The sequence below is a fragment of the Nonomuraea sp. B12E4 genome (genome assembly GCF_039871825.1).
Classification (GTDB): domain Bacteria; phylum Actinomycetota; class Actinomycetes; order Streptosporangiales; family Streptosporangiaceae; genus Nonomuraea.
Map to the genome: position 1 here is coordinate 1 of NZ_JBDPME010000024.1, position 22770 is coordinate 22770.

Genomic DNA, 22770 nt, shown 5'->3' on the forward strand with positions numbered 1-22770 from the left:
GGGGACTGCTTGGGGTCCTGCTGTGGTCCTGCCACCTGCTCCAACCTCTTCCACGGAGTGATCAAACTACCCGCGGTTGATGGGTGTTTCGGACCGGGACTGGTTCATTGACTCTGACGCGGAAGGGTCGGTGCGATGGCTGCTAATGAGTCCTTGGCGCTCGTAGAAGCGCAGCGCGGAGGCAGGGACGCCGCTGCGCCCGGACAACTCCCCGATGGTCAACTCCTGGGCAACCTCGCCTGAATCTGACATATCGCTCACCCTAGCTTGACTTAAACCTTTGTTTAAGCACGAGCCTGTTCACACGGCGCGACGAGCGCCGCACTCCCCAACAACCCCGAGGAGCCCTGTCATGCCCGAGCAGCCGATCAGGCTCGTCGTCATCGTCGGCAGCGTCCGGTCGGGCCGATCCGGCCCGACCGTCGCGAACTGGTTCGCTCGTCAGGCCCGCCGGCATGGAGAGTTCGACGTCGATGTCGTCGACCTGGCGGAGGTCCCACTCCCCATGACGCTGCCGGATTTCGGGTCGGCGCCGCCCCCTGAGGCGGCACAGGCTCTTGAAAGCCTGACACCGCGGTTGGACGCCGCCGACGTGTTCGTCGTCGTGACGCCGGAGTACAACCACAGCTTCCCCGCGTCGCTGAAGAACGTCATCGATTGGCATCACCAGCAGTGGCAGGCCAAACCGGTTGGCTTCGTCTCCTACGGTGGCCTGTCCGGCGGGCTGCGGGCGGTGGAGCACCTGCGTCTGGTCTTCGCCGAACTACACGCGGTGGGGATCCGGGACACCGTCAGCTTTCACGGCGCCGGCCAGTTCGATGACAAGGGCGACCCGTCCAGCCCGGAGGGCTGCACGAGAGCAGCCACCATCATGCTTGACCGGCTCGCCTGGTGGGCCCGGACATTGCGCGCGGGCAGGACCGCCCGCCCTTACGCCGCCTGACCCTCACGCACGGAACGCGGCCTGCCCGCCAGCCTACGACGAGCAAAGAACTCCACGGAGACCGCAATGACCGAGACAGTACGTCGGTGGATCAGGCGTCATGCTCATCCCCTCACCACCCTTGCCCCCCACGCCCCGCTGACCGATCTGGCCGCCCTGCGCGACCTGACGCGTGATACCACGGTCGTCGCCCTCGCCTCATCGGCCCGCCAGGCCCACGAACTGTCGGCCATCGCCCATCGGATGCTGAGATTCCTGGTCGAGGAGATGGGGTTCCGCTCGATCGCCCTGGAAGGCGACAGCGCCGCACGCCTGAACCTCGACGAGTACGTCTACACCGGCCGAGGCGACCCGCATACGCTCCTGGCCGACGCCCGGTCCTTCTGGCGGACCGAGGAGATCGTCGAGGTCATCCGATGGATGCGCGCCCACAACGAACGGCACCCGGACGACCCGGTCCGCTTCGCCGACGCGCCCGACCGGGCGCCCCTACGACTCAGCAATCTGCCAGAGATGGTCGGCGACGCCATCGAACAACGCCTGGCCGAGGACACGATCTGGTGGCACGAACACACCGGCGACAAGATCGTCTACTGGGGCGGCCTCGCACACATGGTCAACGGAGCCACCCGGACGGTCCTCCCATCGCTCACGCACCGCAACGCGGGCAGCTACCTACGCGAACGCTTCGGCAGCGGCTACCTGTGCATCGGACTGACCTTCCACCGCGGGTCGCTGCCCTACCCAGTCCCCGCCCCGCCGCCCGACTTCGCCGAGGCCCCTCTGGGCGATGCCGGCCTGGACTCCTTCTTCCTGGACCTGCGCGCGCAGAGTCCGGCCCCGGTTCGCGCCTGGCTCAACAGTCCGGCCAGAACCCGGCTGATCGGCCCCGTCTATGACCCCGGTGACGACGCCGCCCACCACCTATCCGGCGGTTCGCTCGCCGACTGGATGGACATCGTCGCCCACCACCGGCAGGTGACACCCGTCCGCCTCATCAGCCGGGACCGTAGTCGAATCGCGCATCGGGTCCGGGGCGTGGCGTGGCAAGGACGCCGGAGTTGAAAATGGAAGCCGCAAGGATCGAGATCCCTCGTGCGGCGCAGGCCGGCAGCAACTCGTCGAGGGCGGATTGTCGCAGCAATGTGTAACGCGGGCCTGATGTCAACGTCGGGCTGGCATCCTGTTACATTCAAGGTCAAAAGATCAAAAGCGGCAGGAATAAACGGCCTTGCCGTCGGCCGCCGCGGCACAGGACCGGCTCGACGATCTCGGGGGATAGACACTCGACGAGCCACTGGCCCTGCTCAGTGCGACTGGCAGATACAGCCTGGTCGAGGCCCGTCGTGTGCCATTTGGGCGGCCAGGTCTGCCGATCGACGATTGGAGCAATGTGCGGAGCAGCTTCTCCAAGCTCGCCACCGTCTTCGTGACGATGGCGATCCTCTTACCCGCCTCGACGACCGCGTCGGCCAGCACGGCGGCCCCCGGCGGGACAGCCACGAAAATCGCGGGAAAGCGCGGAGTCATAGTCTGGGGACCGTGCGAGGAGGACTCCACCGTCGAGTGCGGCACACTGGCCGTCCCCATCGACTGGTCCAAGCCGAACGGCCCCACCGTCGACCTGGCCCTCGCCCGGCGCAAGGCCACCGACCCCTCCGCGCGGATCGGATCCCTGCTGAGCAACCCGGGCGGACCCGGCAACTCCGGCGTGGACGACATCCTTCGCCCCTCCGGCTTCAGTAAGAACGTCCAGCGGCGGTTCGACATCGTCGGCTACGACCCCCGGGGCGTCGCCCGCAGTGGCTCGGTGACCTGCTCGGCTTCGGTGTACAACAAGATGCCGTACCCGGTCATGACCAGCCAGGCCGACTACGACAAGTGGGTCGCCTTCGACAAAGAGCTGCACGCGGACTGCCGCAAACGCACCGGCCCCCTGTACGACCACATCGACTCGGCCAACGTGGCGCGCGACATGGACGCCATTCGCGCCGCGCTCGGCGAGGACAAGCTGACCTCGTACGGCGTCTCCTACGGCACGCTCGCCCAGCAGATGTACGCCGAGCTCTTCCCGAACCGGGTCCGAGCCATGGTGCTGGACAGCAACATGGACCACAGCCTGAACGTCAAGGCGTTCCAGGTGACCGAGGCGGCCACCGTCCAGGACAGCTTCGACGAGTTCGTCGCCTGGTGCGACCGGGACACCGACTGCGTCCTGCACGGGCGAGACGTCCGGGCGCTGTGGAAGGGACTGCTGAAGAAGGCGGACCGCGGCGAGCTGTACTGGCCGGGCGACACCGACCGCCCGGTGAGCGCCCACAACCTCCTCTGGCTGGGCGTGGTGCTCAATGAGGCGCCCGACTGGGAGCAGGAGGCCAAGGTGCTCCTCGCCCTGGACGGCGGGCCGGTGCCGGATGACATGCCGGGCCCTCCCGGCAACGGGCCCGTGGACGGGGACACCGCCGAGCTGCCGACCGCGATCCTCTGCGAGGACTTCAACCTGTCGCTGCGGAACTACGCGGAGTACGCCGAGGTGATGCGTAGCTCCAACCGTCAGGCCCCGGACATGCGCTACAACCCGATGCCGATGGGAGACATGCCCATCTGCCAGCACCACCCCACCAACAACCCGCAGCACCGCCTGCGGTACACGGGCAGCGCTCCGCTGCTGGTGGCCAATTCCCTGCACGACCCCGACACGCCATACGCGTGGTCGGCCAACGTGGCCCGCCAGCTCGGGTCCAAGGCCGTGCTGCTCACCTACGAGGGCTGGGGTCACGGCGTCTACGGCATGACCGAGTGCACCACGGCGGCGATGGACGACTACCTGATCTCGCTGACCGCGCCGCCGAAGGACTTCCGGTGCCCGGCTGTCGAACCGGAGGCCGAGTAGCGGTAACCCCCGCCCTCGGGGGTTCTCAGGCGACAGGCCGGGGAGCGCTGATCGCGCTGCTCGACCCGGCCCTGAGATCCCCGAGGTGCGGGTGGCCGTTGGTCGCCTGATGGCTTGGGCACGCGACCGCCAGGCATCGCGTCGCAAGCTCATGGTGATCGATGGCCACCATTCCCCGGCCACCCGCGTGGCCCGCGGCTCGGTGTGTTCGCGGCGGAACGGCGGGCAGGCCGAAGTGATATTGCTACGGTTGCCCAAGCGATATCCACATGAGGGGATTTATGTTCGGCATTGTCCGCCCGTGTCGGCACGTCATGTGCAAGGGGCTCTACGCGGACTGGATGAGCCACCTGTGCGGGCTCTGCCTGGCACTACGCGACGAGCACGGACACCTCTCCCGCCTGGTGACCAACTACGACGGCCTGCTCGTGTCCGTCCTCACCGAGGCCCAGTCGCCCGCGTCCGCACCGCGCCGGCGGGCGGGCGCGTGCGCGCTGCGCGGCTTCAAGGGGGCCGACGTGGTGGAGGCCGCGGGGGTACGGCTGGCGGCGTCGGTGTCGCTGCTCCTGGCGGCCGGCAAGGTACGCGACCACGTGGCGGACGGGGACGGCGCGTACGCCCGCCGCCCGGTGGCCGCCGGCGCCACCCGCCTGGCGAACCGCTGGTCCTCGGCCGGCACCGCCACGGCCGGGGCACTGGGCTTCGACCCCACCCCGCTGGCGGCGGCGGCCGGCCGCCAGGCCGTGCTGGAGCGCTCCTCGGCCCGGGCACCGGCGGGAAGCGCGGCGGCGCCGGGGTTACGGGAGCTGACCGGGCCCACCGAGGACGCCGTGGCCGCCGCGTTCGCGCACACCGCGGTGCTGGCGGGCAAGCCGCACAACCGGGCGGCCCTGGAGGCGGCCGGGCGCGGGTTCGGCAGGCTGGCGCACCTGATCGACGCGGTGGAGGACCTGGCCGCGGACCGGGCGTCGGGGGCGTACAACCCGCTCGTCGCCACCGGCACCGACCTGGGCGAAGCGCGCCGTCACTGCGACGCCGCGCACGCCGACCTGCGCGCCGCCGTGGACGGGCTGGACCTGGCGCGCCCCGCGCTGACGCGCGCCCTGCTGCTACGGGAGACCGGCAGGGCCGTCTCCCGCGCCTTCGCCACCGCCGGAACACCCGGCACCGGCTACCCACCCGGGCACCAGCCCGCCGATCCAGGCACCGGTCACCCACCCGGGCACCGGCCGGTCGATCCCGGCGCGCCGCCACCGGCGGGGCGGCCGCCGAAGCCGGATCCCGGCGGTCTGCTGTCGCTGATGTGCACCGCGCTGACCTGCTGCACATGCGGCCTCTACCGTCCCCCATGGGACGAGGACCACGAGAGCTCGCTCTGCCAGCGCTGCGACTGCTCCGGCTGCGAGGGCTGCGGCGACTGCTGCTCCTGCTGTTCCTGCTGTTCGGACGCGGAAGGCAGCGGCTGCTGCGAGGGCTGCGACTGCGGCTGTGACTGCGGTTGCGGCTGACCGCCGCGGAACCACACCCTCCCCGCACCAGGGCACCACCCCGGAAGACGGCAGCCCGACACGGGCCGACGACACAGCACCGACGGCCCGGAGAATCTGCCCTGATCAGGCCAGGCGAAGTCCGGCGGGCCGGAGGATGTACGCGGCCAGGCTCTGCACGAAGCGCGTGATCAGCGCTTCGAGGAGGATGAGCGCGGCCTTTGCCAGCAACGAGGCCAGGAACTCAGTCAACTCTCTACCTCTTCGTGAAACTACACTTAGAGGCATAATCGGGCATAAAGGTGTATATATGGTCATGATCAATATGTCGAAATGGTGAACAGTTGATGACTAGTCCGCATCAGACTGCTCGATCTTGCTCGCCAGCAGGACCGCGGCGCCGGCACTTCCCAGGCCGATCCCCCACCCGATCGGGCCGACCGGGCGGCAGCCGAAGAGCTGGCTGAGGCCGGGCACCGAGACGATCACGCCCAGCACGCCCAGGGACGACAGCGCGGCCAGCATCACCAGCCTGTCCCGCCCGCCCAGCGCCAGCGTCTGGATCAACTGGGCCGCCACCAGCCCGATGAGCCCGACGGTGTCCGCCCGGCCGCGGGTGCCGGTCACCCGCGCCATCAGCCACGCCGCCGTCGCCGCGGCGGCCGTGGTGACGGCGCGCAGGTAGATGTCGCGGGTCAGAGCGGCGCCCAGCGAGGCCTCCGGCCCCTCGGAGAGCAGCCGCTCGGGGCTGGCGGCGCTGGGCGGCCGGATGGCCACCGCCATCGCCGGCAGCATGTCGGTGAGCAGGTTGACCAGCAGCAACTGGCGGGCGTTCAGTGCGCTGCGGCCGGTGAGGAGGCTGGATCCGAGCGTGAAGGCGATCTCCCCGACGTTGCCGCCGAGCAGGATGCCGAGCGCGTCGCGGACGGAGGCCCACATGCCCCGGCCCTCGACGATCGCGTCGATGATCGTCTCGATCCGGTCGTCCACCACCACGATGTCGGCGGCGGCGCGGGTGGCGGGGGCGGCGTGCGAGCCGATGGCCACGCCCACGTCGGCCAGCCGGATCGCGGGCACGTCGTTGGCGCCGTCGCCGGTGACGGCCACGACCGCGCCCGTCCTGCGCAGGCCGGTGACGATCCGCGCCTTGTGCTCGGGCGTCACCCGGGCGAACACCGCCACCTTCGCCAGCGCCTCGACCAGCGCGTCGTCGTCGAGCAGCTCCAGCTCGGGTCCGGTCATCACGCGCATGCCGTTCAGGGCGCCGATCTCCGCCGCGATGGCCTCCGCCGTGCTGGGATGGTCGCCGGTGATCATCACGACCCGGACGCCGGCCCGCATGAGCTGCTCCACGCTGCGCTTGGCCGTCGGGCGCACCGGATCCGCCAGGCCGATGAACCCGCGGAAGCACAGGCTTTCGATGCGCGACTCGTCGAGGTCGGCGCGGCTGGACGCGGGCCGTTCGGCGACGGCCAGCACGCGATAGCCCTGCAGGGCGAGCCGCTCCACCTCCTGCTCCAGTTCCTGCCTGATCCGGTCGTCCATCGGGATGGTCCGCCCGTCCCGCTGGACGCTCGTGGAGCAGGTGAGCACGATCTCGGGGGCGCCCTTGACGCTCAGCAACTGCCCGGACTCGCACCGGCCGAGCACGGCGTGGTAGCCGCGGGCCGGTTCGAAGGGCAGCTCGTCCACCCGTTGCCAGTTCCGCAGACCGTCCCCCGGCGTGATGTCGAGCTTCTCGGCGCCGCGTACGATCGCCCGGTCCGTGGGGTGCGGGATGGCGCGCCCGCCCTCGAACCGGGGCCCCGCCCGCAACGCCGCGGCCACGATCATCCGCATCTCGGGCGTGGCCTCCTCCACCGCCTGCTCGACCCGGCCGTCCGAGACCCGGCCCAGGCTGATGCGGCCTTCCGTGAGGGTCCCCGTCTTGTCGAAGCAGAGCACGTCCACCCGGCCCAGGGCCTCGATCGTGGACGGGTTGCGCACCAGCGTGTTGTGCACCGACAGCCGCTTCGCCGAGGCCAGCTCGGCCACCGTGGCGACGAACGGCAGCCCTTCGGGGACCGCCGCCACCGTCATGCTCACCGCCGGGGCGAGCGCCTGCGACAGCGGCGAGCCGCGGAACAGCTCGACGGCCATCAGGACCAGGCCGGAGCCCAGCGCGGCCGGCAGGATCTTCCGGCTCAGCGCGCGCAGCCGCAACTCCACCCCGCTCGGCGGCGGCTCCTGCCGGGCCAGCCTGGCGGTCCTGCCCGCCTCGGTCGACTCTCCCGTGGCCACCACCACGGCGAGCCCGTGCCCGGCCGCGACGGTCGTCCCCTCATACACCATCGAGGCGCGGTCGGCGATGGCGGGCGCCGCGGTCGGCCTGGCGGTCTTGGGCACGAGCTGCGACTCGCCGGTCAGCGTGGACTCGTCGATCTCCAGCCCGGCCGCCTGGATCAGCCGCCCGTCGGCCGGTACGGCGTCGCCGGCCCGCAGCTCGATCACGTCCCCCACGACCAGGTAGTCGGCCAGGCCGGGCACGGGGCCGCAGGGGCGGCGCAGCCGTACCTTGACGGCGGTGGTCTCGGTGAGGCGGTGCAGCGCCCGGCTCGCGCCGCGCCGCTGGGCGCCGCCGAGCACGGCGTCCACCACGATCACGCCGCCGATCAGCACGGCGTCCAGCACCGAGCCGAACGCGGCCGACAGGCCCGCCCCGCTCGCCAGGACAGGCGTCAGCGGGTTGGCGAGCTCGTGCACGGACGCGCCGATCAGGGACTGCGGCCTGCCGTCGGCCCGGCGGGGGGCGGCCGTCCTGCGGCGTTCGGCCTCCTCCTCGGTCAACCCGGCCCGGCTGGTACGGAGCCTGTCCAGCACGTCCTGGGCCGCCATCGCGTGCCAGGGCGTGTGGTCGGCGCGTACCGGCGGTGCCTCCCGCCCCACTTTCCGGCCCGCCCACTCCCCGGCCACGAGGGCGGCCAGCGTCGTCCCGTCGCGCACCAACTGGGCGCGCCGGACCGCGGTCGGTGCCGGGCCGAGGAACGCCACCGTGGTCCCGGCCACCGCGCCGGCGGCCGCCACGAACACACCCCGCACACTCGTCCTCCTGGCCGCGGCCAGATACCGCAGCAGCAGGTGCACGCCGTCGAGCTCGGCGATCACGTCGGCGTCCCAGGGGACCCGCCCTGCCCCGTCGAGCACGCCGATGCCGAGGTCGGCCTGGCACAGCCCGCGCCGCCCGCGCCGTGACACCAGGGCCACGCCGTGTCCCTCGGCCTGCAGCGCGCGAACCGAGGAGACCAGCCGGGGGCCGCCCTCGACCCTATCCGTGCCCAGCCGCCGGGCCACGCCGATCTCCCCACCGGCCAGCACCACCCGGCACGTCCGTTTCGCCGCCGCGACCAGGGCCTCCGCGAGCGGGTCCAGCTCGCGGGCCAGGCCGACCAGGGCGACCAGGGTCCCGTCGCGCTCCACCGCGACCGCCCGGATCCCCTGCTCGCTCCACTGCTCGGGCACGTCCGCGTGCGGCGCCACGCGCCAGCCGTCCCTTTTGCGCCGGGCAGCCGGGTCGGTGAGGTCGACGAGCGCGTACAGCCGGGCGTGCAGCTCGTCCGCGTCCAGGTCGGGGGCGAGCGGCAGCACACCGTCGATCGTCCACCTGCCCGTGGTGAGCACCGGGGCGTCCAGCACGATGGTGTCGATGCGGTCCATGTGGCACAGGGCGGTGCGGTTGAACACGATCGTGCCGTGCCCGGCCAGATAGCGGGTGGCGGCGCTGGTGTAGGCCTCCCTGCCGAGGTTCGCGGCCTTGGGGACGCCCGAGACCAGGACGGACAGGCCCCGCTGGTGGCTGCGGCTGACGATCGTGGCCAGGCCGTCGGCGGCCACCGCGGCCGCGCTGGCCGCGTCGGCGTACCGCTCCACGGGCCCGCGCGGCAGCGGGGCCGGGCGCGTCGGCACGGCGGTCCTGACGTGGCGGTACGCGCCCGCCTCGGCCGCGAACTCGACCTCGCGCCGATCCCATGCCCGGCGCCCGGCACGCGTGTCGATGTAGCGGCTGGTCGCGGCGACGGAGTCCACCACCAGCGACATGGGCCGCATGGCCAGCGTGTTCGTGACGATCCTGCCGGTCGCCACCATCGCCTCCACGACCGGCCGGCCGAGACGCTCCTCCAGCTCCCTGCGGATGCGCGGGGTGTGCTCGACCAGCGCGAGAACGTTGGGCACCGCCGGGGGCAGCTTCGGGACACGGGTCACCGTGCCGACCGCGGCCATCACGGCACCGGCGAGGTGCAGGCCGAGGCCGGCGGCGGCGCGAGCGTGCTGTTCGACGCCGTCCAGCGTGCGCGCCCGCCCCGGCTCCTGGCCTGGGCCCACGTCGAGCTCCTCCACGACGGCCAGAAGGTCGTCCAGCCCCACCTGTTCCTCAGGGCCCTCCTCGCGGGCCACGAACACGCAGCCGAGCGCCCCGTTCACCTCGGCGCGCACCGCTCCGAGCGCCCGCAGCCGCTCCTCCAGCGCGCGGGCAGCCCTCTCGGTACGTGGCCCGCCGAGGTTCCGCAACTGGATGCGGACCCCGCCGGGGCACGAATGAACCCGCCGGGAGCTCGGGAGGAGCTTCCTCACGGGTTCGGGGAGCATGTTGTGGAGCGTGTCGACGGCGAGCAAGCCGAGCAACGCCATTTGTCCTCCCGCCCAGGGCGTCCTGGCTCACCCGCGTGCTGCGGGACTCTTGCGTGTTCTGGTCGTGGTGGTCTTGCGTCCGCTGCCGGCAGCGGACGTCGTGGCGACCTTGCGCCCCTCTGCGGCGCGAGCCGCCGTGGTGGCCTTGCCGGTGGTGGCGCGGGACGTCGCGGTGGTCTTGCGGCTGCCGCTCGTGGCCGCGCTGGTCCGGCTGGTGGTGCCGGAGGTCCTGCTGCGGGTCGTCGTGGCGGCGCGCTTCGCGGTCCCGGCGGCCTTCTCACGCGTCGTGGTCGCGGCGCCCTTCGCGCGGCTCGCGGTGTCGGCGGCCTTCGCGCGGGCCGTCGTCGCGGCACCCTTCGCGCGGGTCGTGGCCCCGGTGGCCTTGGTACGAGTGGTCGTCCCGGCAGCCTTGGCGCGGGTCGTGGTCCCGGCAGCCTTGGCGCGGGTCGTCGTCCCGGCGGCCTTGCGGGCGCCGGTGGTGCCGCCGGTCGCGGCGGTCCTGCGCCGGGCGGTGGTGCCGGGCGTCGTGGCCCTGCGCCGCGCGGGAGTGGCCGGCTTGCCCGGCTCGACCTCCTTGGCGGCCGGAGCGGCGGCGGTCGCGCGTGCCCTGCCGGCTAGCTGTTCCTGGCGCCGGCGCCGCTGCGCGATGACCGTGCCCGCGCCGATGGCGGCAGCGACCGGCCACTCGACGACCCCGAGAACCGCCAGCGCGCCGAGCGCCCCGTAGTACGCGATCCGCTCGGGCGGCGGCAGGAACGTGCGCGCGACGTCGACGTAGTGGCCGACCTCCTGCCTGCTGACATGCGGCATCTCGACATGCGGCATTTGAACTCGCGGCATTTTAACCCGCGGCATCGGAACCCGGGGCATCGAAACGTTCGGCATCTCAATGCGCGGCATTCGCATGTCGGGCCGGCGCAGCTCGATCTTGAGCATCGGCAGGTCCAGCGTGAACCGCTTGGGCACCTTACCGTCGGACGCAGCGGTGCGTCCGCGCGGCTGGGTGACGGCCATGATCCCTCCCTCTGTACGAGGAAATCCTTGGTGTCACCCATTTCCATCACTCGTCCCGTTATTCCGGACAGTAAGTATTTGGCGATTTTGCCTTCCCTATACCTGTTTCTTCGGGCTCGCCTCATCTCCGCCCCGGAACCAGGATTCCCGGCCCCGCAACCGCCCCGCCGTCCATCCCCTCCATGACGGCGTTGAGAGACAGGTCCTCGTGTGCGGGCCAACCGTGGGCGGCCCGCCGCGCCGTCCTCGCCGGGGGCGGCGCGGCGGGCGGCGGTCAGGGCGCGCAGCTCCGCTGCCACTTGCCCGGCCGCACGCACCGGAACAGGGAGGGGTTGACCACCGACGGCGGGCGCCACTCCTGCGCCGCCTGCTCGTAGGCGTAGGCGAAGGAGAGGAGCTTGGCCTCGGTGTAGGCGGTGCCGAGGAAGCTCATGCCGAACGGCCGCCCGTTGGCCGGGTCGTAGCCGATCGGCACGGCGACGGACGGGTACTGGGCCCGCGCGCCGATCCCGGCCGAGCCGCTGCCGGTGAACAGGATCGCGTCGAGGTCCTCGGCCGCCAGCACCGAGTCGATGCGCTGGCGGGCGCCGGCGATGCCGTTGTCACGGTCGGCCTCGTAGGCCGCCTTGGTGGCCGGGTCGTCGACGTCGATCGCGTTCGAGGTCTCCAGCAGGGTCTGGCCGAACTTGATCGTGCCCTCGGCGGCGTGGGCGAGGTTGTACCGGACCACGTCGTCCAGGGTCTTCATGGGAGCGTTGCGGGGCAGACGGGCGAGGTAGGCGTTCAGGTCGCGCTTGAACTCGTAGTTGAGGATGCCCGGCGGCAGGCCGCCGGTGTTCACGGTCACAGGGACGACCGTGGCGCCCTGGGCGCGCAGCACGTCGAGGGCCCGGTTGAAGGCGATCGCCTGGTTACCGGTCGGGCTGCTGGCGACACCGACACGCACGCCCTTGAGCGCCTCCTTCGACAGCGCCGCCGTGTAGTCGGTGCCGGCGACATCCTTGCTCGTCTCCGTCGCGGGGTCCTCCGGATCGATGCCGGTCAACGCGGTCAGCAGCGCGGCGGCGTCGTACACCGAGCGGGTCATCGGGCCGGCGGTGTCCTGCGAGGCCGCGATCGGCACCACGCCCGTCCTGCTGACCAGGCCGACGGTCGGCTTCACGCCGACGAGGGAGTTGGCCACGGACGGGCTGAGGATCGAGCCCGAGGTCTCGGTGCCGACGGTCACCGTCGCCAGCCCGGCGGCCGCCGCCGCGCCCGAGCCCGAGCTGGAGCCGCTCGGGGTCTGGCTGACGTCGTACGGGTTCAGCACCTGCCCGCCGAGACCGCTGTAGCCGGAGGGCATGCCGTTGGTGGTGAAGTTCGCGAACTCGGTCAGGTTGGTCTTGCCGATGATGACCGCGCCGGCCGCGCGCAACCGCTTGACGAGGAAGGCGTCGTCGGCGGGGTGGGAGTCGGCCAGCGCGAGCGCGCCCGCCGTGGTGGGCAGCCGCCGTACGTCGATGTTGTCCTTGACCAGCACGGGGATGCCGTGCAGCGGGCCGCGTACCTTGCCTCTCCTGCGGTCCCGGTCGGCCTGCCTGGCCTCCTCCACCGCGCTGTCGTTGAGCACGCGCACGGCGTTGAGGCCGGGCCCGTCGGAGTTGAGCGCGCGGATGCGCTCGATGTAGTCGTTGGTGAGCTCCTCGGAAGTGAGCTTCCGGGCACTCATGGCCTCCTGGAGCTGCTCGACGGTGGCGGTTTCGAGGTCGATGCGGGATCCGGCCCGGTCGGCCGCGGCCCGGTCCGGCGCGACCGGCGCGACCACGCCCAGGGCGGCCGCCGTGGCGAGCGCCGCCAGGCCCACGAGGCCCACGGTGGCACGGCGCGGTACGGATAAGACACGAGAACGGTCCATGGGGTGCATGCATGTCCTTCCGAGGTGTCCCATCTCGGCCACATCGGCACGAGTGACACACGATGATCACGCAGGAAGGGTGCAACGCGTAAGTTATGCCGAGGTTTCCGACCGGTTACTATCACCTTCCGGCCCCGACACCCAAGGGCAGCTCCGCGTACGCCGCACCGGCCGGGCGTCGACAGGGCGCGGTGGCCCTGAGCTCCTCGATCAGCCGGTGCTGTCGTTCGACGCGCGGCACGATCGGGTGGAGGCTGATGAGCAGGCCTTCACGCTGAGGAGAGATGCCCGACATACCCATGACGGTCTTTGCAGATCACCATGAAAGCGGCCGATCACCCGGATTTGGGTAGGAGCCCCCGCAAGAGGACGATCGTCGAGAAGGGCCTGCCGATGCGGAGCGAGGGCGAGCTGATGCTGGGCGGCCTGCTGCGCGCCAACCACCTGACCGTGCTGGAGCACCTGCCAGGTGTCATCACGGAGCACGTCAGCCAGGCCGGGTTCGCCGACCCGGTGGTCTACGTGACTGACCTGCAGCAGCAGCTCCTGGTGCCGCTGCCGGGGCAGTGGGACGCGGACGGCGGGCCGCTCCAGCCGCTCCGGATCGACACCACGCTCGCCGGCCGGGCCTTCCGCGGCGTGGAGGTCGTGCGCTCCAGGGTCACCTCCGGTTCCGCGGACGACAGCCCGGAACCCGGGGAGGGCGAGGCACAGCGGTGGTGGGTGCCGCTGCTGGACGGCGCCGAGCGGGTCGGCGTGCTCGGGGTGACGGTGACCGAGGGCGAGGAGCTCGCCGAGTGGCGGGCCACGAAACTGGCCTCGCTGATCGCGGTGCTGGTGATGAGCAAGCGCCCGCAGAGCGACTCCTACGCCCGGGTGGTCCGCACCCGCCCGATGACCCTGTCCGCCGAGGTGCTGATGACGCTGCTGCCGCCCGGCACGTGCGCCAACGACGACGTGGTGGTCAGTGCCGCGCTGGAACCCGCGTACGAGGTGGGCGGGGACATCTTCGACTACGCCATCGACGGGGACATGCTGCACCTGGCGATCTTCGATGCCATGGGCCACGACACCTCGGCCGCGCTGACCGCCACCATCGCCGTGAGCGCGTGCCGCAACCACCGGCGCCAGGGAGCCGACCTGCCCGCGACCGGGGAGGCCATCGACGCGGCCATCGCCGAGCAGTTCGTCGGCCAGTTCGCCACCGGCGTGCTGGCCGGTCTCAATCTGCGTACCGGCTGGCTGAGCTGGGTCAACCGGGGCCACCACCCCCCGCTGGTGCTGCGTGCCGGCCGCTGGGTGGCCACCCTGAGCAGCGAGCCCGACCCGCCGATGGGTTTCCGGCTGAGCCCGTCCACCGGGTTGCTCGGCTACCAGTTGCAGCCGGGTGACCGGGTGCTGTTCTACACCGACGGAATCATCGAGGCGCAGAGCCCCGACGGGGAGGTGTTCGGGCTGGAACGGTTCATCGACTTCATCATCCGGCACGAGACCGACGGCCTGGCCGCCCCCGAGACGTTGCGCCGGCTGATCCAGACGATCCTGAAGCACCAGCGCGGCCGGCTCCAGGACGACGCCAGCGTGCTGCTGGTGGAGTGGCGCAGCCTCCGGGAGCAGCGGCTCACCCTTTGACGGCTGCTCCCGGTGCGGCGGCTCACCCTGTGACGCCCGGCTCAGGCCGCGTCGCGATGGTGGCCCGGGCCCTCCCGGTACGGCGGGGCGAGGTCCGCGCCGCGCAGTCCCGACGCGTGGCCGTGCAGGTCGGCCGTCTGCACCGCGCGGCTGATGTCGGTGGGCGTGAGCAGGCCGATCAGCCGCCCCTCGGGGTCGAGCACCACGGCTCGGCCGTCGGGGCTGCCCCTCATCCTGGCCAGCAGCTCGATCAGCAACTCGTCGGGCCGCGCCTGCGGCACCTCGGCGGGCGGGCAGGCGATGTCCCGCACCCGGGTGACGTCACGTACGGCGGGGTCCACGTGGCGCACGCGGTTGAGCGTCACCAGCCCGGCGAAGGAGCCGTCGTCGCCGACCAGCGGGTAGGTGGACAGCCGCCGCGGCATCACCACCCGATCGACGAGCTCCGCCACGGTCTCGTCCGGGTGCGCGACCACGGGGTGCCGCGACATCACCTCGCCGACCCGGACGCCCTGCAGGGCGCTGCCGAGCCGGGTCTGCTGCTCCTCGGCGCTGGCGGCGTTCACCAGGAAGAGGCCGATCAGGGCCAGCCACAGCCCGTCGAAGCTGCGACCCGTGACCACCTGCAGGAATCCCAGGGCGATGAGCCCGTAGCCGAAGCCGCGCCCGGCGCGCGCGGCGGTGATGGCGGCGCGGACACGGTCGCCCCAGCGCGCCCACAGGGCCGCCCGCAGCACCCGCCCGCCGTCCAGGGGCGCGGCCGGGATCAGGTTGAAGACGGCGAGCAGCACGTTGACCCCCGCCAGGTACGCGAACATCCCGGCCACCAGCCCTGGCCCGAGCGTGGCCGAGGTCAGCAACGCCACGACGGCGAACACCACCCCGGCCGCCAGGCTCGTCGCCGGGCCCACCACGGCGATCCGGAAGTCGGCGCCGGGCGAGCGCGGCTCGCTCTGCAACTCCGCGACCCCGCCCAGCAGCCAGAGCGTGATCCGCGACACCCCGACGCCCTCCCGCCGGGCCATGATCGCGTGCGCCAGCTCGTGCGCGAGCAGCGACGCCATGAACAGCACGGCCGCCACTATCCCCGCCAGCAGGTAGACGGCCCAGGACCGGCCGGGGAAGACCAGCGGGAACCGGCCGAAGGCCAGCCCGAACACCAGGATCGCGACGATGACCACCACGCTGATGTTGAGTCCGACCTGGACTCCCGCGATGCGGCCCAAAGAGATGGATGAGCGCATCTCGCCTCCCACGCTCGATCGATGCCCGCCCCCTACCCCCACCGGGCCGCAGGTCACCCGCCCCAGCCGGATTGACCGGACCATTCCCCAACGCGGGGATTATGCCCTTGAGCTGCGTCATCACTTCCCCCGATCCCCGGGCCACCCCTGCCGGCGCGCACTATGCTGCTTCGCACCCACCGCAGACGAGAGCGCAGGGCTTCCCATGGCCGAGCACGTCATCACCGCCCACTCTGCCGATTCCTTCGACTGCGCCTGTGGCCTGCCCCTCGACGGCCGGGCCGGGGCCGTCCGGCACGCCGCCCAGTCCGGCCTGTGCGCCGCGTGCCTGGGCTCGGGACAGGCCGCCACCGGCCGGGACGTCACCGGTGACTGCGGGGCCTGCGGCGGCTCGGGGGACGCGGCGGCCAGGAGCGTCACGGTGCAGACGCGGGTGACCGAGGAGTTCGTCCGGAGGACGGCGGCGCTGCTGCCCGACGAGTTCGGGCTGGCCGAGGTGGTGGCGCTGCTGGAGAGGCACCTGCCGAGGAGCGGCGGGATGGAGACCGTGCTGTCGGTGGCGGCGGGCATGATCCGTTATCTGGAGGTGCGGGGACAGATCGTGCTCTGCTCGGCACCCGATTTCGTGCCCGCCGAGGGGATCAGGAAGAACTACAGCGACCCCCGGTGGATTCGGACCTCTTGAGTGATTTGCGGGTCTTGATACTTTATTGAGAGGTGTGCCGGGAAGTCTGGTCGGCGGTTCCGTCGCCGCGCCCGGAGGTCCCGCCCATGCTCCTCGACCCCCCCGCCTTCCACCCCTGTGCAGGGCGAGTGGTCGCGTGACCGTGACGGCGTGGTTGGCGGTGGCGGTCTTCCTGTTCGCGTACACGCTGATCGCCACCGAGAAGGTGCACCGGGTGGCGGCCGCGCTCGGCGGGGCGGCGATCATGCTGCTGGTCCACGCCACCGGCGCGGGGTCCGCGTTCTTCGACGAGCGCTCCGGGATCGACTGGAACGTGATCTTCCTGCTGCTCGGCATGATGGTCATCGTCGGGGTGCTGAAGCAGACCGGGATCTTCGAATACCTGGCCATCTGGGCGGCGAAACGGGCCCGGGGGCGGCCGTTCCGGCTGATGGCGCTGCTCATCGTGATCACCGCCTCCGCCTCCGCGCTGCTGGACAACGTGACCACCGTGCTGCTGATCGCGCCCGTCACGTTCCTCGTGTGCGAGCGGCTGGCCCTGCCGGTGGCTCCCTACCTGATCGCCGAGGCGCTGGCCTCCAACATCGGCGGCGCCTCCACCCTGGTCGGCGACCCGCCGAACATCATCATCGCCAGCCGCGCCGGCCTGACCTTCAACGACTTCCTGGTGCACATGGCGCCGCTGATCGTGGTGCTGGTGGTGGTGTTCGTGGGGCTCTGCCGGTGGTTGTTCCGGAAATCGTTCCGGTACGACCCCGAGCGGGCCGCCGCGATCATGACGCTGAACGAGCGCGCGGCCATCGCCGACCGCCGCCTGCTGCGGCAGTCGCTCGCCGTGCTGGCCCTGGTGATCGTGGCCTTCGTGCTGCACCCCGTGCTGCACTACGAGCCCTCGGTCGTGGCGCTGCTCGGCGCCGGCACGCTGGTGGCGGTCACCAAGGTGACGGCCGAGGAGGCCATCGCCGAGGTGGAGTGGCCGACCCTGGTGTTCTTCGCGGGCCTGTTCGTCATGGTCGGAGGGCTGGTGGAGACCGGGGTCATCGACCGGATCTCGCACGCCGTGGCCGAGGCCACCCAGGGGCGGCTCGCCCTGACCACGATGGTGCTGCTGTGGGGCTCGACGCTGCTCTCCGCCGTGGTGGACAACATCCCGTACGTCGCCACCATGAGCCCCATCGTCGCCGACCTCGTCCAGGCGAGCGGCGGCCACGAGCACGCCCAGGTCTACTGGTGGGCCCTGGCCATCGGGGCCGACCTGGGCGGCAACGCCACGGCCGTGGGAGCGGCGGCCAACGTCGTGGTCATCGGCATCGCCGCCCGCAACGGCACCCCGATCAGCTTCTGGCAGTTCACCAGGTACGGGCTGGTCGTCACGCTCGTGACCGTGGCGATCTCGACGCCGTACCTGTGGCTGCGTTACCTCATCTGAGGGGCAGCACGTCCACCCCCTGCTCGTGGTCGGCGCGCGGGCCGAAGATGCGCCGCTCGGACTCCGCGACGGGCACGTCGTTGATGCTCGCCTCCCTGCGCCTCATCAGCCCGGACTCGTCGAACTCCCACTGCTCGTTGCCGTAGCTGCGCCACCACTGCCCGGTGGCGTCGTGGCATTCGTACTGGAAACGCACCGCGATGCGGTTGCCCAGCACCCCCCACAGCTCCTTGCGCAGGGCGTATTGCAGCTCCCTGTCCCACTTGCGGCGCAGGAACGCCCTGATCTCGTCGCGTCCGGTGAGGAACTCACCACGGTTGCGCCAGACCGAGTCCTCCGTGTACGCCGACGCGACCCGGTCCGGATCGCATGTGTTCCAGGCGTCCTCGGCGGCCTGGACCTTGATCCGGGCGGTCTCCTCGGTGAACGGCGGGACGGGCGGGCGTGACATGGTTGCCTCCATCGGCGGGAAATCGCTCTCCTGGGCACCCTAGAAAAGTTTGTCCAGCGTGATGGGGAGGTCCAGGACCCGCCGGCCCGTGGCGTGCCGTACGGCGTTGGCCACGGCCGCCCCGACGCCCGTGATGCCCACCTCGCCCACCCCGAGCAGCCCGAGTGGCATGGTCGGATCGGGATCGCCGAGCCAGTGCACGTCGATGCGGGGGGACGTCGGCGTGCACGGGGACGTGATACTCGGCCAGGCTGGAGTTCACGACCCGGCCGGTGCGGTGGTCGACCAGCGTCTCCTCCGACAGGGCCAGGCCGAGGCCCATCACGATGCCGCCGCGCAACTGCGCCGCGACCGTCTTCGCGTTGATCACCGTGCCCACGTCGAACACGCCTGCCCAGCGCGACACCCGTACCTCGCCGGTGTCCCGGTCCACCCGCACCTCGCAGAACTGCGCCCCGGTGGCCGCCTTCACCCAGTTGCGGCGGTCGCGCAGCATCTTGGCGGCGAACCCGAGCATGCCGGGCCCCGCCTCGACCTCCAGGTGGTCGCGGCCCGCCCGGGTCAGGATCGCCGCGTACGTCTCCCCGGCGGATCCCTCGTACAGCCCTCCGTCGCGGGCTTCCAGCCGGTCCAGCCGGCGCCCGCGCAGCGGCGAGCCGGGCGCGCGCCGGGCCAGGGCGAGCACGGACCGCTTCAGCTTGTCCGAGGCCGCCAGCAGGGCCGCCGCGGCGCTCGCCGTCTGCCCCGAGCCGCCCGCGCCGGGCCCCGGCGGCATGGATGCCGTTGTAGGCGCCGCAGCCGGGCCAGGCGGCCGGAGCACAAGCAGCAGCGGCGCGAGGCGATTCTCACCGCCGCTCGCGAACTCGCTGTTGCCTCCGGCGTGCGCAACGTCAGCCTGGGTGCCGTCGCGGAGGCAGTGGGCCTGGCGAAGTCCAACATCATGCGCTATTTCGGCACCCGCGAGGAGATCTACCTCATCCTGGCCGGCGACGAGTGGCGGGAGTGGGGAGAGGTCGTCAGCGACCGGCTGCCTGACTGCGCCGGGTCGGACGAGGTGGTGGCGGCCCTGGCCGAGACGCTGACCGCCCGGCCGCTGCTCTGCGACCTGATGAGCCACACCACGACCAGCCTCGAACACAACGTGTCGGTCCCGGCGGCCCGCATGCTCAAGCACGCCATCCTGGGCGTGATCGCCGACGTGGGCGCACTGGTCTCGCACGTCACGGACCTGACGGAGAGCGAGGGGATGGAGCTCGTCTCGGCGGCGACCGGCCTGGCCGGCATGCTCTACCCCGTCGCCCATCCCTCGCCGACCATGGCCGAGCTCTACGCCCAGGACCCCGACATCGCCGCGGCCTGCCCCGAGATGATGCCCACCCTCATCCGCATGCTCAGCGCGGTGGCCGCCGGCCTGCCCGCGCTCCGGCCCTGAAACTTTCACCCGCGCTGTACAGGGACGCCCCATCCGGTGTACATAACCGGTTAACCACCGAGGAAGGGCGACCCCATGCGAAAGCGACTCGGGCTCGTGGCGGCGGCGTTCCTGTCGCTCCTCGTCTCGATGCTCATCGTCCCGGCTCCCGCGCACGCCGCGGTCGGGCTCCGGGTCAACGGCACCAGGATCATGGAAGCCAACGGAAACGCGTTCGTCATGCGCGGCGTGAGCCACGCGCACACCTGGTTCCCCACCCAGACCAGCTCCTTCGCCGCCATCAAGGCGCTGCGCGCCAACACGGTGCGGGTGGTGCTCAGCGGCGGCAGATGGCCCGCCAACAGCGCCTCGGACGTGGCCAACGTCGTCTCGCTCTGTAGAACGAACCGGTTAATATGCGTGCTCGAAAACCACGACACCACGGGGTACGGCGAGCAGAGCGGCGCGTACACGCTCGACCAGGCGGTCACCTACTGGAACAGCGTCAGGAGCGCGCTCACCGGCACCGAGGACTTCATCATCATCAACATCGGCAACGAGCCCGTCGGCAACAACAACGCCGCGCAGTGGACCAGCGCCACCACGAGCGCGATCAGCCGGATGCGCACCATCGGCTTCCAGCACATGCTGATCGTGGACGCGCCCAACTGGGGCCAGGACTGGCAGTTCACCATGCGTGACAACGCCCAGGCGGTGTTCAACTCCGACCCGCAGCGCAACACGGTCTTCTCGATCCACATGTACGGCGTCTTCGACACGGCCGCCGAGATCACCGCCTACCTCAACGCGTTCCAGACGGCCGGGCTGCCGCTGATCGTCGGCGAGTTCGGGCACAACCACTCCGACGGCAACCCCGACGAGGACACGATCATGGCGCAGGCCCAGTCGCGCGGCCTCGGCTACATCGGCTGGTCGTGGAGCGGCAACGGCGGCGGCGTCGAATACCTCGACATGGTGACCAACTTCAACCCCGCCAGCCTGACCTCCTGGGGGCAGCGCATCTTCAACGGCGCGAACGGCATCAGCACGACCTCGCGCGAGGCCACCTTCTTCGGCGGCGGCGGGGGCGACGACACCACCGCGCCCACCACTCCCGGCACCCCGTCGGCCTCCGACGTGACCTCCAGCGGCGCCCGGCTGACCTGGCCGGCCTCCACCGACTCCGGCGGGTCCGGCCTGGCCGGCTACAACGTCTACCGCGAGCAGGGCGCCAACGACACGCTGCTCGGCCAGAGCACGACCAACTCCGTCACGCTGACCGGGCTGAGCCCTTCGACCCAGTACCAGGTCTACGTGCGGGCCCGCGACGGCGCGAACAACCTGTCCGGCAACTCCCCCACCACCACGTTCACCACCACTCCGGGGAGCAGCGGGGGCGGCGGCTGCACGGTCACCGGCACCGTGCAGACCCAGTGGAGCGGCGGCTACGTCGTCCAGCCCGTCACCGTCACCAACAGCGGCACCTCGGCCATCTCCGGCTGGACGGTCACCTTCACGCTCCCCAGCGGGCACACCGTGACCGGCTCGTGGAACGCCCAGGTGAGCGTCAGCGGGCAGACCGTCACGGTCCGCAACGCGGCCTACAACGGCAACCTCGGCCCGGGCGGCTCCACCAGCTTCGGCTTCCAGGCCGGCCGCCCCAGCGGCAACACGGCCACCACGGGCTCCTACACCTGCACCGCCTCCTGACCCACCCGCCGACCGCCCCCAGCGTATTCACCACCGCCGGGGGCGGTCATTCTGCCTCAACGCCGCCCGCTCACGGCTCAAGCAGGCCGAGGGATGCTGTGAGCGCTAACAGCGCAACGCGGGCCAACGGTTCAGGCACTGGATCGTGGTGGCCTGCTCGGCGAACTCCTTGAGCGTCTTCGGCCCCCGCTCCGGGTCCAGGCCGGCCTTCTCGTACAGGTCCTTGTTCCAGAACCAGACCGACAGGTCGAGCGTGTGCGGGAGGGTGTACTGGCGGGCGTCGAGCGTGCCCAGCTTCATGTGCGACGGCGCGAGGCTGTCCTTGTACGGCAGCGCCGCGATCTTGTCGGTGACGTCCAGGAACAGGCCCTGCGCGGCGGAGCTCTCCTTCCAGCCGAACGCCCTGGCCAGAGGGCTGATCTCGGGGCAGACCCGGACGGTGGGGCTGCTCACCTCCGACAGCGTCGGCAGGTTCGGCATCCCGGTGCTGCTCGGCGCGGAGGACGCGTTCGGCGCGGGCGAGATGGCCGTGCTGCTCTGCGACGCCCGCGGCGACGCGATCAGGGAGCAGCACCACCTGCGAGCGCTGCTGTCGCGCCGGGTGGACGGGCTGATCGTGGTGGGCGAGAACACCGATCCACGCCCGTCGGTGAGCAAGGACCTGCCCATCCCCGTCGTGTACGCCTACGGCCCGTCCGAGGACCCGGACGACGTGTCGTTCGTGCCCGACGACGTGGGCGCGGCGACGATGGCCGTCAACCACCTGCTGGCACTGGGCCGCCGCAGGATCGCGCACGTCACGGGCCCCGGGCACTACAAGGCGGCGCGTGACCGCGAGGAGGGGCTGCGCCAGGCGCTCGCGGCGGCGGGGTTCGAGCAGGCCGGGCAGACGCTGTCGGGTGTGTGGTCGCAGCGGTGGGGGCGGCACGCGGCGGAGATGCTGCTGATGGCCGAGCCGGAGATCGACGCGGTGTTCTGTGGCAGCGACCAGATCGCTGCCGGGTTCGTGGAGGCGGCCAGGGAGCGCGGGCGGCGCGTGCCCGACGACATCGCGGTGGTCGGCTACGACAACTGGGAGGTCCTGTCCACGGAGACCCGGCCGGCGCTCACAACCGTGGACATGAACCTGGAGCTGCTCGGCAGGACCGCCGCGCAGCACCTGTTCGCCGCCATCGACGGCAAGGCGACGCCCGGGGTGCACAAGATGCCCTGCCAGCTCGTGATCCGCGACTCCACCTCACCACCGGGCATCTCCTGACCCTCCCCTCCCCGCGGGACGAGCCCGGCTGGGGAGGTGGTTTCCTTGTAT

General features: G+C 71.5%; 18 protein-coding genes and 2 pseudogenes. 10 read left to right on the forward strand and 10 right to left on the reverse strand.

All coding sequences use genetic code 11. The features are described 5' to 3' along the window. Positions 1-129: 129 nt before the first annotated feature. Positions 130-252: pseudogene (locus tag ABGB18_RS37120) on the reverse strand (MerR family DNA-binding transcriptional regulator); the annotation flags it as partial. Positions 253-352: 100 nt separating this feature from the next. Between ABGB18_RS37120 and ABGB18_RS37125 the strand changes: the two are divergent. The 4 genes from ABGB18_RS37125 (at position 353) to ABGB18_RS37140 (ending at position 5344) form a co-directional block, all read left to right on the forward strand. Then, complete coding sequence (locus ABGB18_RS37125; protein ID WP_347700347.1) at positions 353-943, forward strand: NAD(P)H-dependent oxidoreductase; 591 nt, start codon at positions 353-355, stop codon at positions 941-943. A 66-nt stretch (positions 944-1009) separates the two neighbouring features. Next, entirely contained in the window at positions 1010-2008 is a 999-nt protein-coding gene (locus tag ABGB18_RS37130; protein WP_347700348.1) for an erythromycin esterase family protein, read from the forward strand. A 328-nt stretch (positions 2009-2336) separates the two neighbouring features. Beyond that, on the forward strand, positions 2337-3836 hold the full coding sequence (locus tag ABGB18_RS37135) for an alpha/beta fold hydrolase (RefSeq protein WP_347700349.1): 1500 nt from the start codon (positions 2337-2339) through the stop codon (positions 3834-3836). Positions 3837-4117: 281 nt separating this feature from the next. After that, positions 4118-5344, forward strand: a complete 1227-nt coding sequence (locus ABGB18_RS37140) for a DUF5685 family protein (protein ID WP_347700350.1) — start codon at positions 4118-4120, stop codon at positions 5342-5344. Positions 5345-5449: 105 nt separating this feature from the next. On the opposite strand, the gene ABGB18_RS37145 is transcribed toward ABGB18_RS37140, so the two are convergent. The 4 genes from ABGB18_RS37145 to ABGB18_RS37160 form a co-directional block, all read right to left on the reverse strand. Beyond that, a complete protein-coding gene (locus ABGB18_RS37145) occupies positions 5450-5575 on the reverse strand; it encodes a hypothetical protein (RefSeq protein WP_347700351.1) in 126 nt (41 codons plus the stop codon). A 99-nt stretch (positions 5576-5674) separates the two neighbouring features. Further along, on the reverse strand, positions 5675-9988 hold the full coding sequence (locus ABGB18_RS37150; protein ID WP_347700352.1) for a cation-translocating P-type ATPase: 4314 nt from the start codon (positions 9986-9988) through the stop codon (positions 5675-5677). A gap of 27 nt (positions 9989-10015) precedes the next feature. Beyond that, positions 10016-11002, reverse strand: coding sequence for a hypothetical protein (locus tag ABGB18_RS37155; RefSeq protein ID WP_347700353.1), 987 nt, complete (start codon positions 11000-11002; stop codon positions 10016-10018). A gap of 274 nt (positions 11003-11276) precedes the next feature. Further along, positions 11277-12899, reverse strand: coding sequence for an amidase family protein (locus ABGB18_RS37160; protein ID WP_347700354.1), 1623 nt, complete (start codon positions 12897-12899; stop codon positions 11277-11279). A 345-nt stretch (positions 12900-13244) separates the two neighbouring features. Between ABGB18_RS37160 and ABGB18_RS37165 the strand changes: the two genes are divergently transcribed. Beyond that, on the forward strand, positions 13245-14531 hold the full coding sequence (locus ABGB18_RS37165; protein WP_347700355.1) for a PP2C family protein-serine/threonine phosphatase: 1287 nt from the start codon (positions 13245-13247) through the stop codon (positions 14529-14531). A gap of 41 nt (positions 14532-14572) precedes the next feature. Here the strand turns inward: ABGB18_RS37165 and ABGB18_RS37170 are convergent, their stop codons facing one another. Continuing rightward, complete coding sequence (locus ABGB18_RS37170) at positions 14573-15775, reverse strand: site-2 protease family protein (protein WP_347700356.1); 1203 nt, start codon at positions 15773-15775, stop codon at positions 14573-14575. A 205-nt stretch (positions 15776-15980) separates the two neighbouring features. Between ABGB18_RS37170 and ABGB18_RS37175 the strand changes: the two genes are divergently transcribed. Both ABGB18_RS37175 and ABGB18_RS37180 read left to right on the forward strand, forming a co-directional pair. After that, positions 15981-16460, forward strand: coding sequence for a hypothetical protein (locus ABGB18_RS37175; RefSeq protein ID WP_347700357.1), 480 nt, complete (start codon positions 15981-15983; stop codon positions 16458-16460). Positions 16461-16596: 136 nt separating this feature from the next. Then, entirely contained in the window at positions 16597-17889 is a 1293-nt protein-coding gene (locus ABGB18_RS37180; protein WP_347700358.1) for an ArsB/NhaD family transporter, read from the forward strand. Here ABGB18_RS37180 and ABGB18_RS37185 read toward each other — a convergent pair. The 3 genes and pseudogenes from ABGB18_RS37185 to ABGB18_RS37195 all read right to left on the reverse strand — a co-directional run. Continuing rightward, positions 17882-18340, reverse strand: coding sequence for a nuclear transport factor 2 family protein (locus ABGB18_RS37185; RefSeq protein ID WP_347700359.1), 459 nt, complete (start codon positions 18338-18340; stop codon positions 17882-17884). The two genes, ABGB18_RS37180 and ABGB18_RS37185, sit on opposite strands and share 8 nt — an antisense overlap. Before the next feature lie 39 nt (positions 18341-18379). Continuing rightward, positions 18380-18511, reverse strand: coding sequence for a hypothetical protein (locus ABGB18_RS37190; RefSeq protein WP_347700360.1), 132 nt, complete (start codon positions 18509-18511; stop codon positions 18380-18382). A gap of 100 nt (positions 18512-18611) precedes the next feature. Beyond that, positions 18612-19115 (reverse strand): annotated as a pseudogene (locus tag ABGB18_RS37195) (molybdopterin cofactor-binding domain-containing protein); the annotation flags it as partial. Here ABGB18_RS37195 and ABGB18_RS37200 point away from each other — a divergent pair. Both ABGB18_RS37200 and ABGB18_RS37205 read left to right on the forward strand, forming a co-directional pair. Next, positions 19080-19772, forward strand: a complete 693-nt coding sequence (locus tag ABGB18_RS37200; RefSeq protein WP_347700465.1) for a TetR family transcriptional regulator — start codon at positions 19080-19082, stop codon at positions 19770-19772. The pseudogene ABGB18_RS37195 and the gene ABGB18_RS37200 sit on opposite strands and share 36 nt — an antisense overlap. Before the next feature lie 75 nt (positions 19773-19847). Continuing rightward, positions 19848-21461: a cellulase family glycosylhydrolase gene (locus tag ABGB18_RS37205; protein ID WP_347700361.1), complete on the forward strand. Its 1614-nt coding sequence runs from the start codon at positions 19848-19850 to the stop codon at positions 21459-21461. Between the two features lie 105 nt (positions 21462-21566). Here the strand turns inward: ABGB18_RS37205 and ABGB18_RS37210 are convergent, their stop codons facing one another. Then, positions 21567-21914: an extracellular solute-binding protein gene (locus ABGB18_RS37210; protein ID WP_347700362.1), complete on the reverse strand. Its 348-nt coding sequence runs from the start codon at positions 21912-21914 to the stop codon at positions 21567-21569. Here ABGB18_RS37210 and ABGB18_RS37215 point away from each other — a divergent pair. Then, positions 21901-22719, forward strand: a complete 819-nt coding sequence (locus tag ABGB18_RS37215) for a substrate-binding domain-containing protein (protein ID WP_347700363.1) — start codon at positions 21901-21903, stop codon at positions 22717-22719. The two genes, ABGB18_RS37210 and ABGB18_RS37215, sit on opposite strands and share 14 nt — an antisense overlap. The last annotated feature ends 51 nt before the right edge of the window (positions 22720-22770 follow it).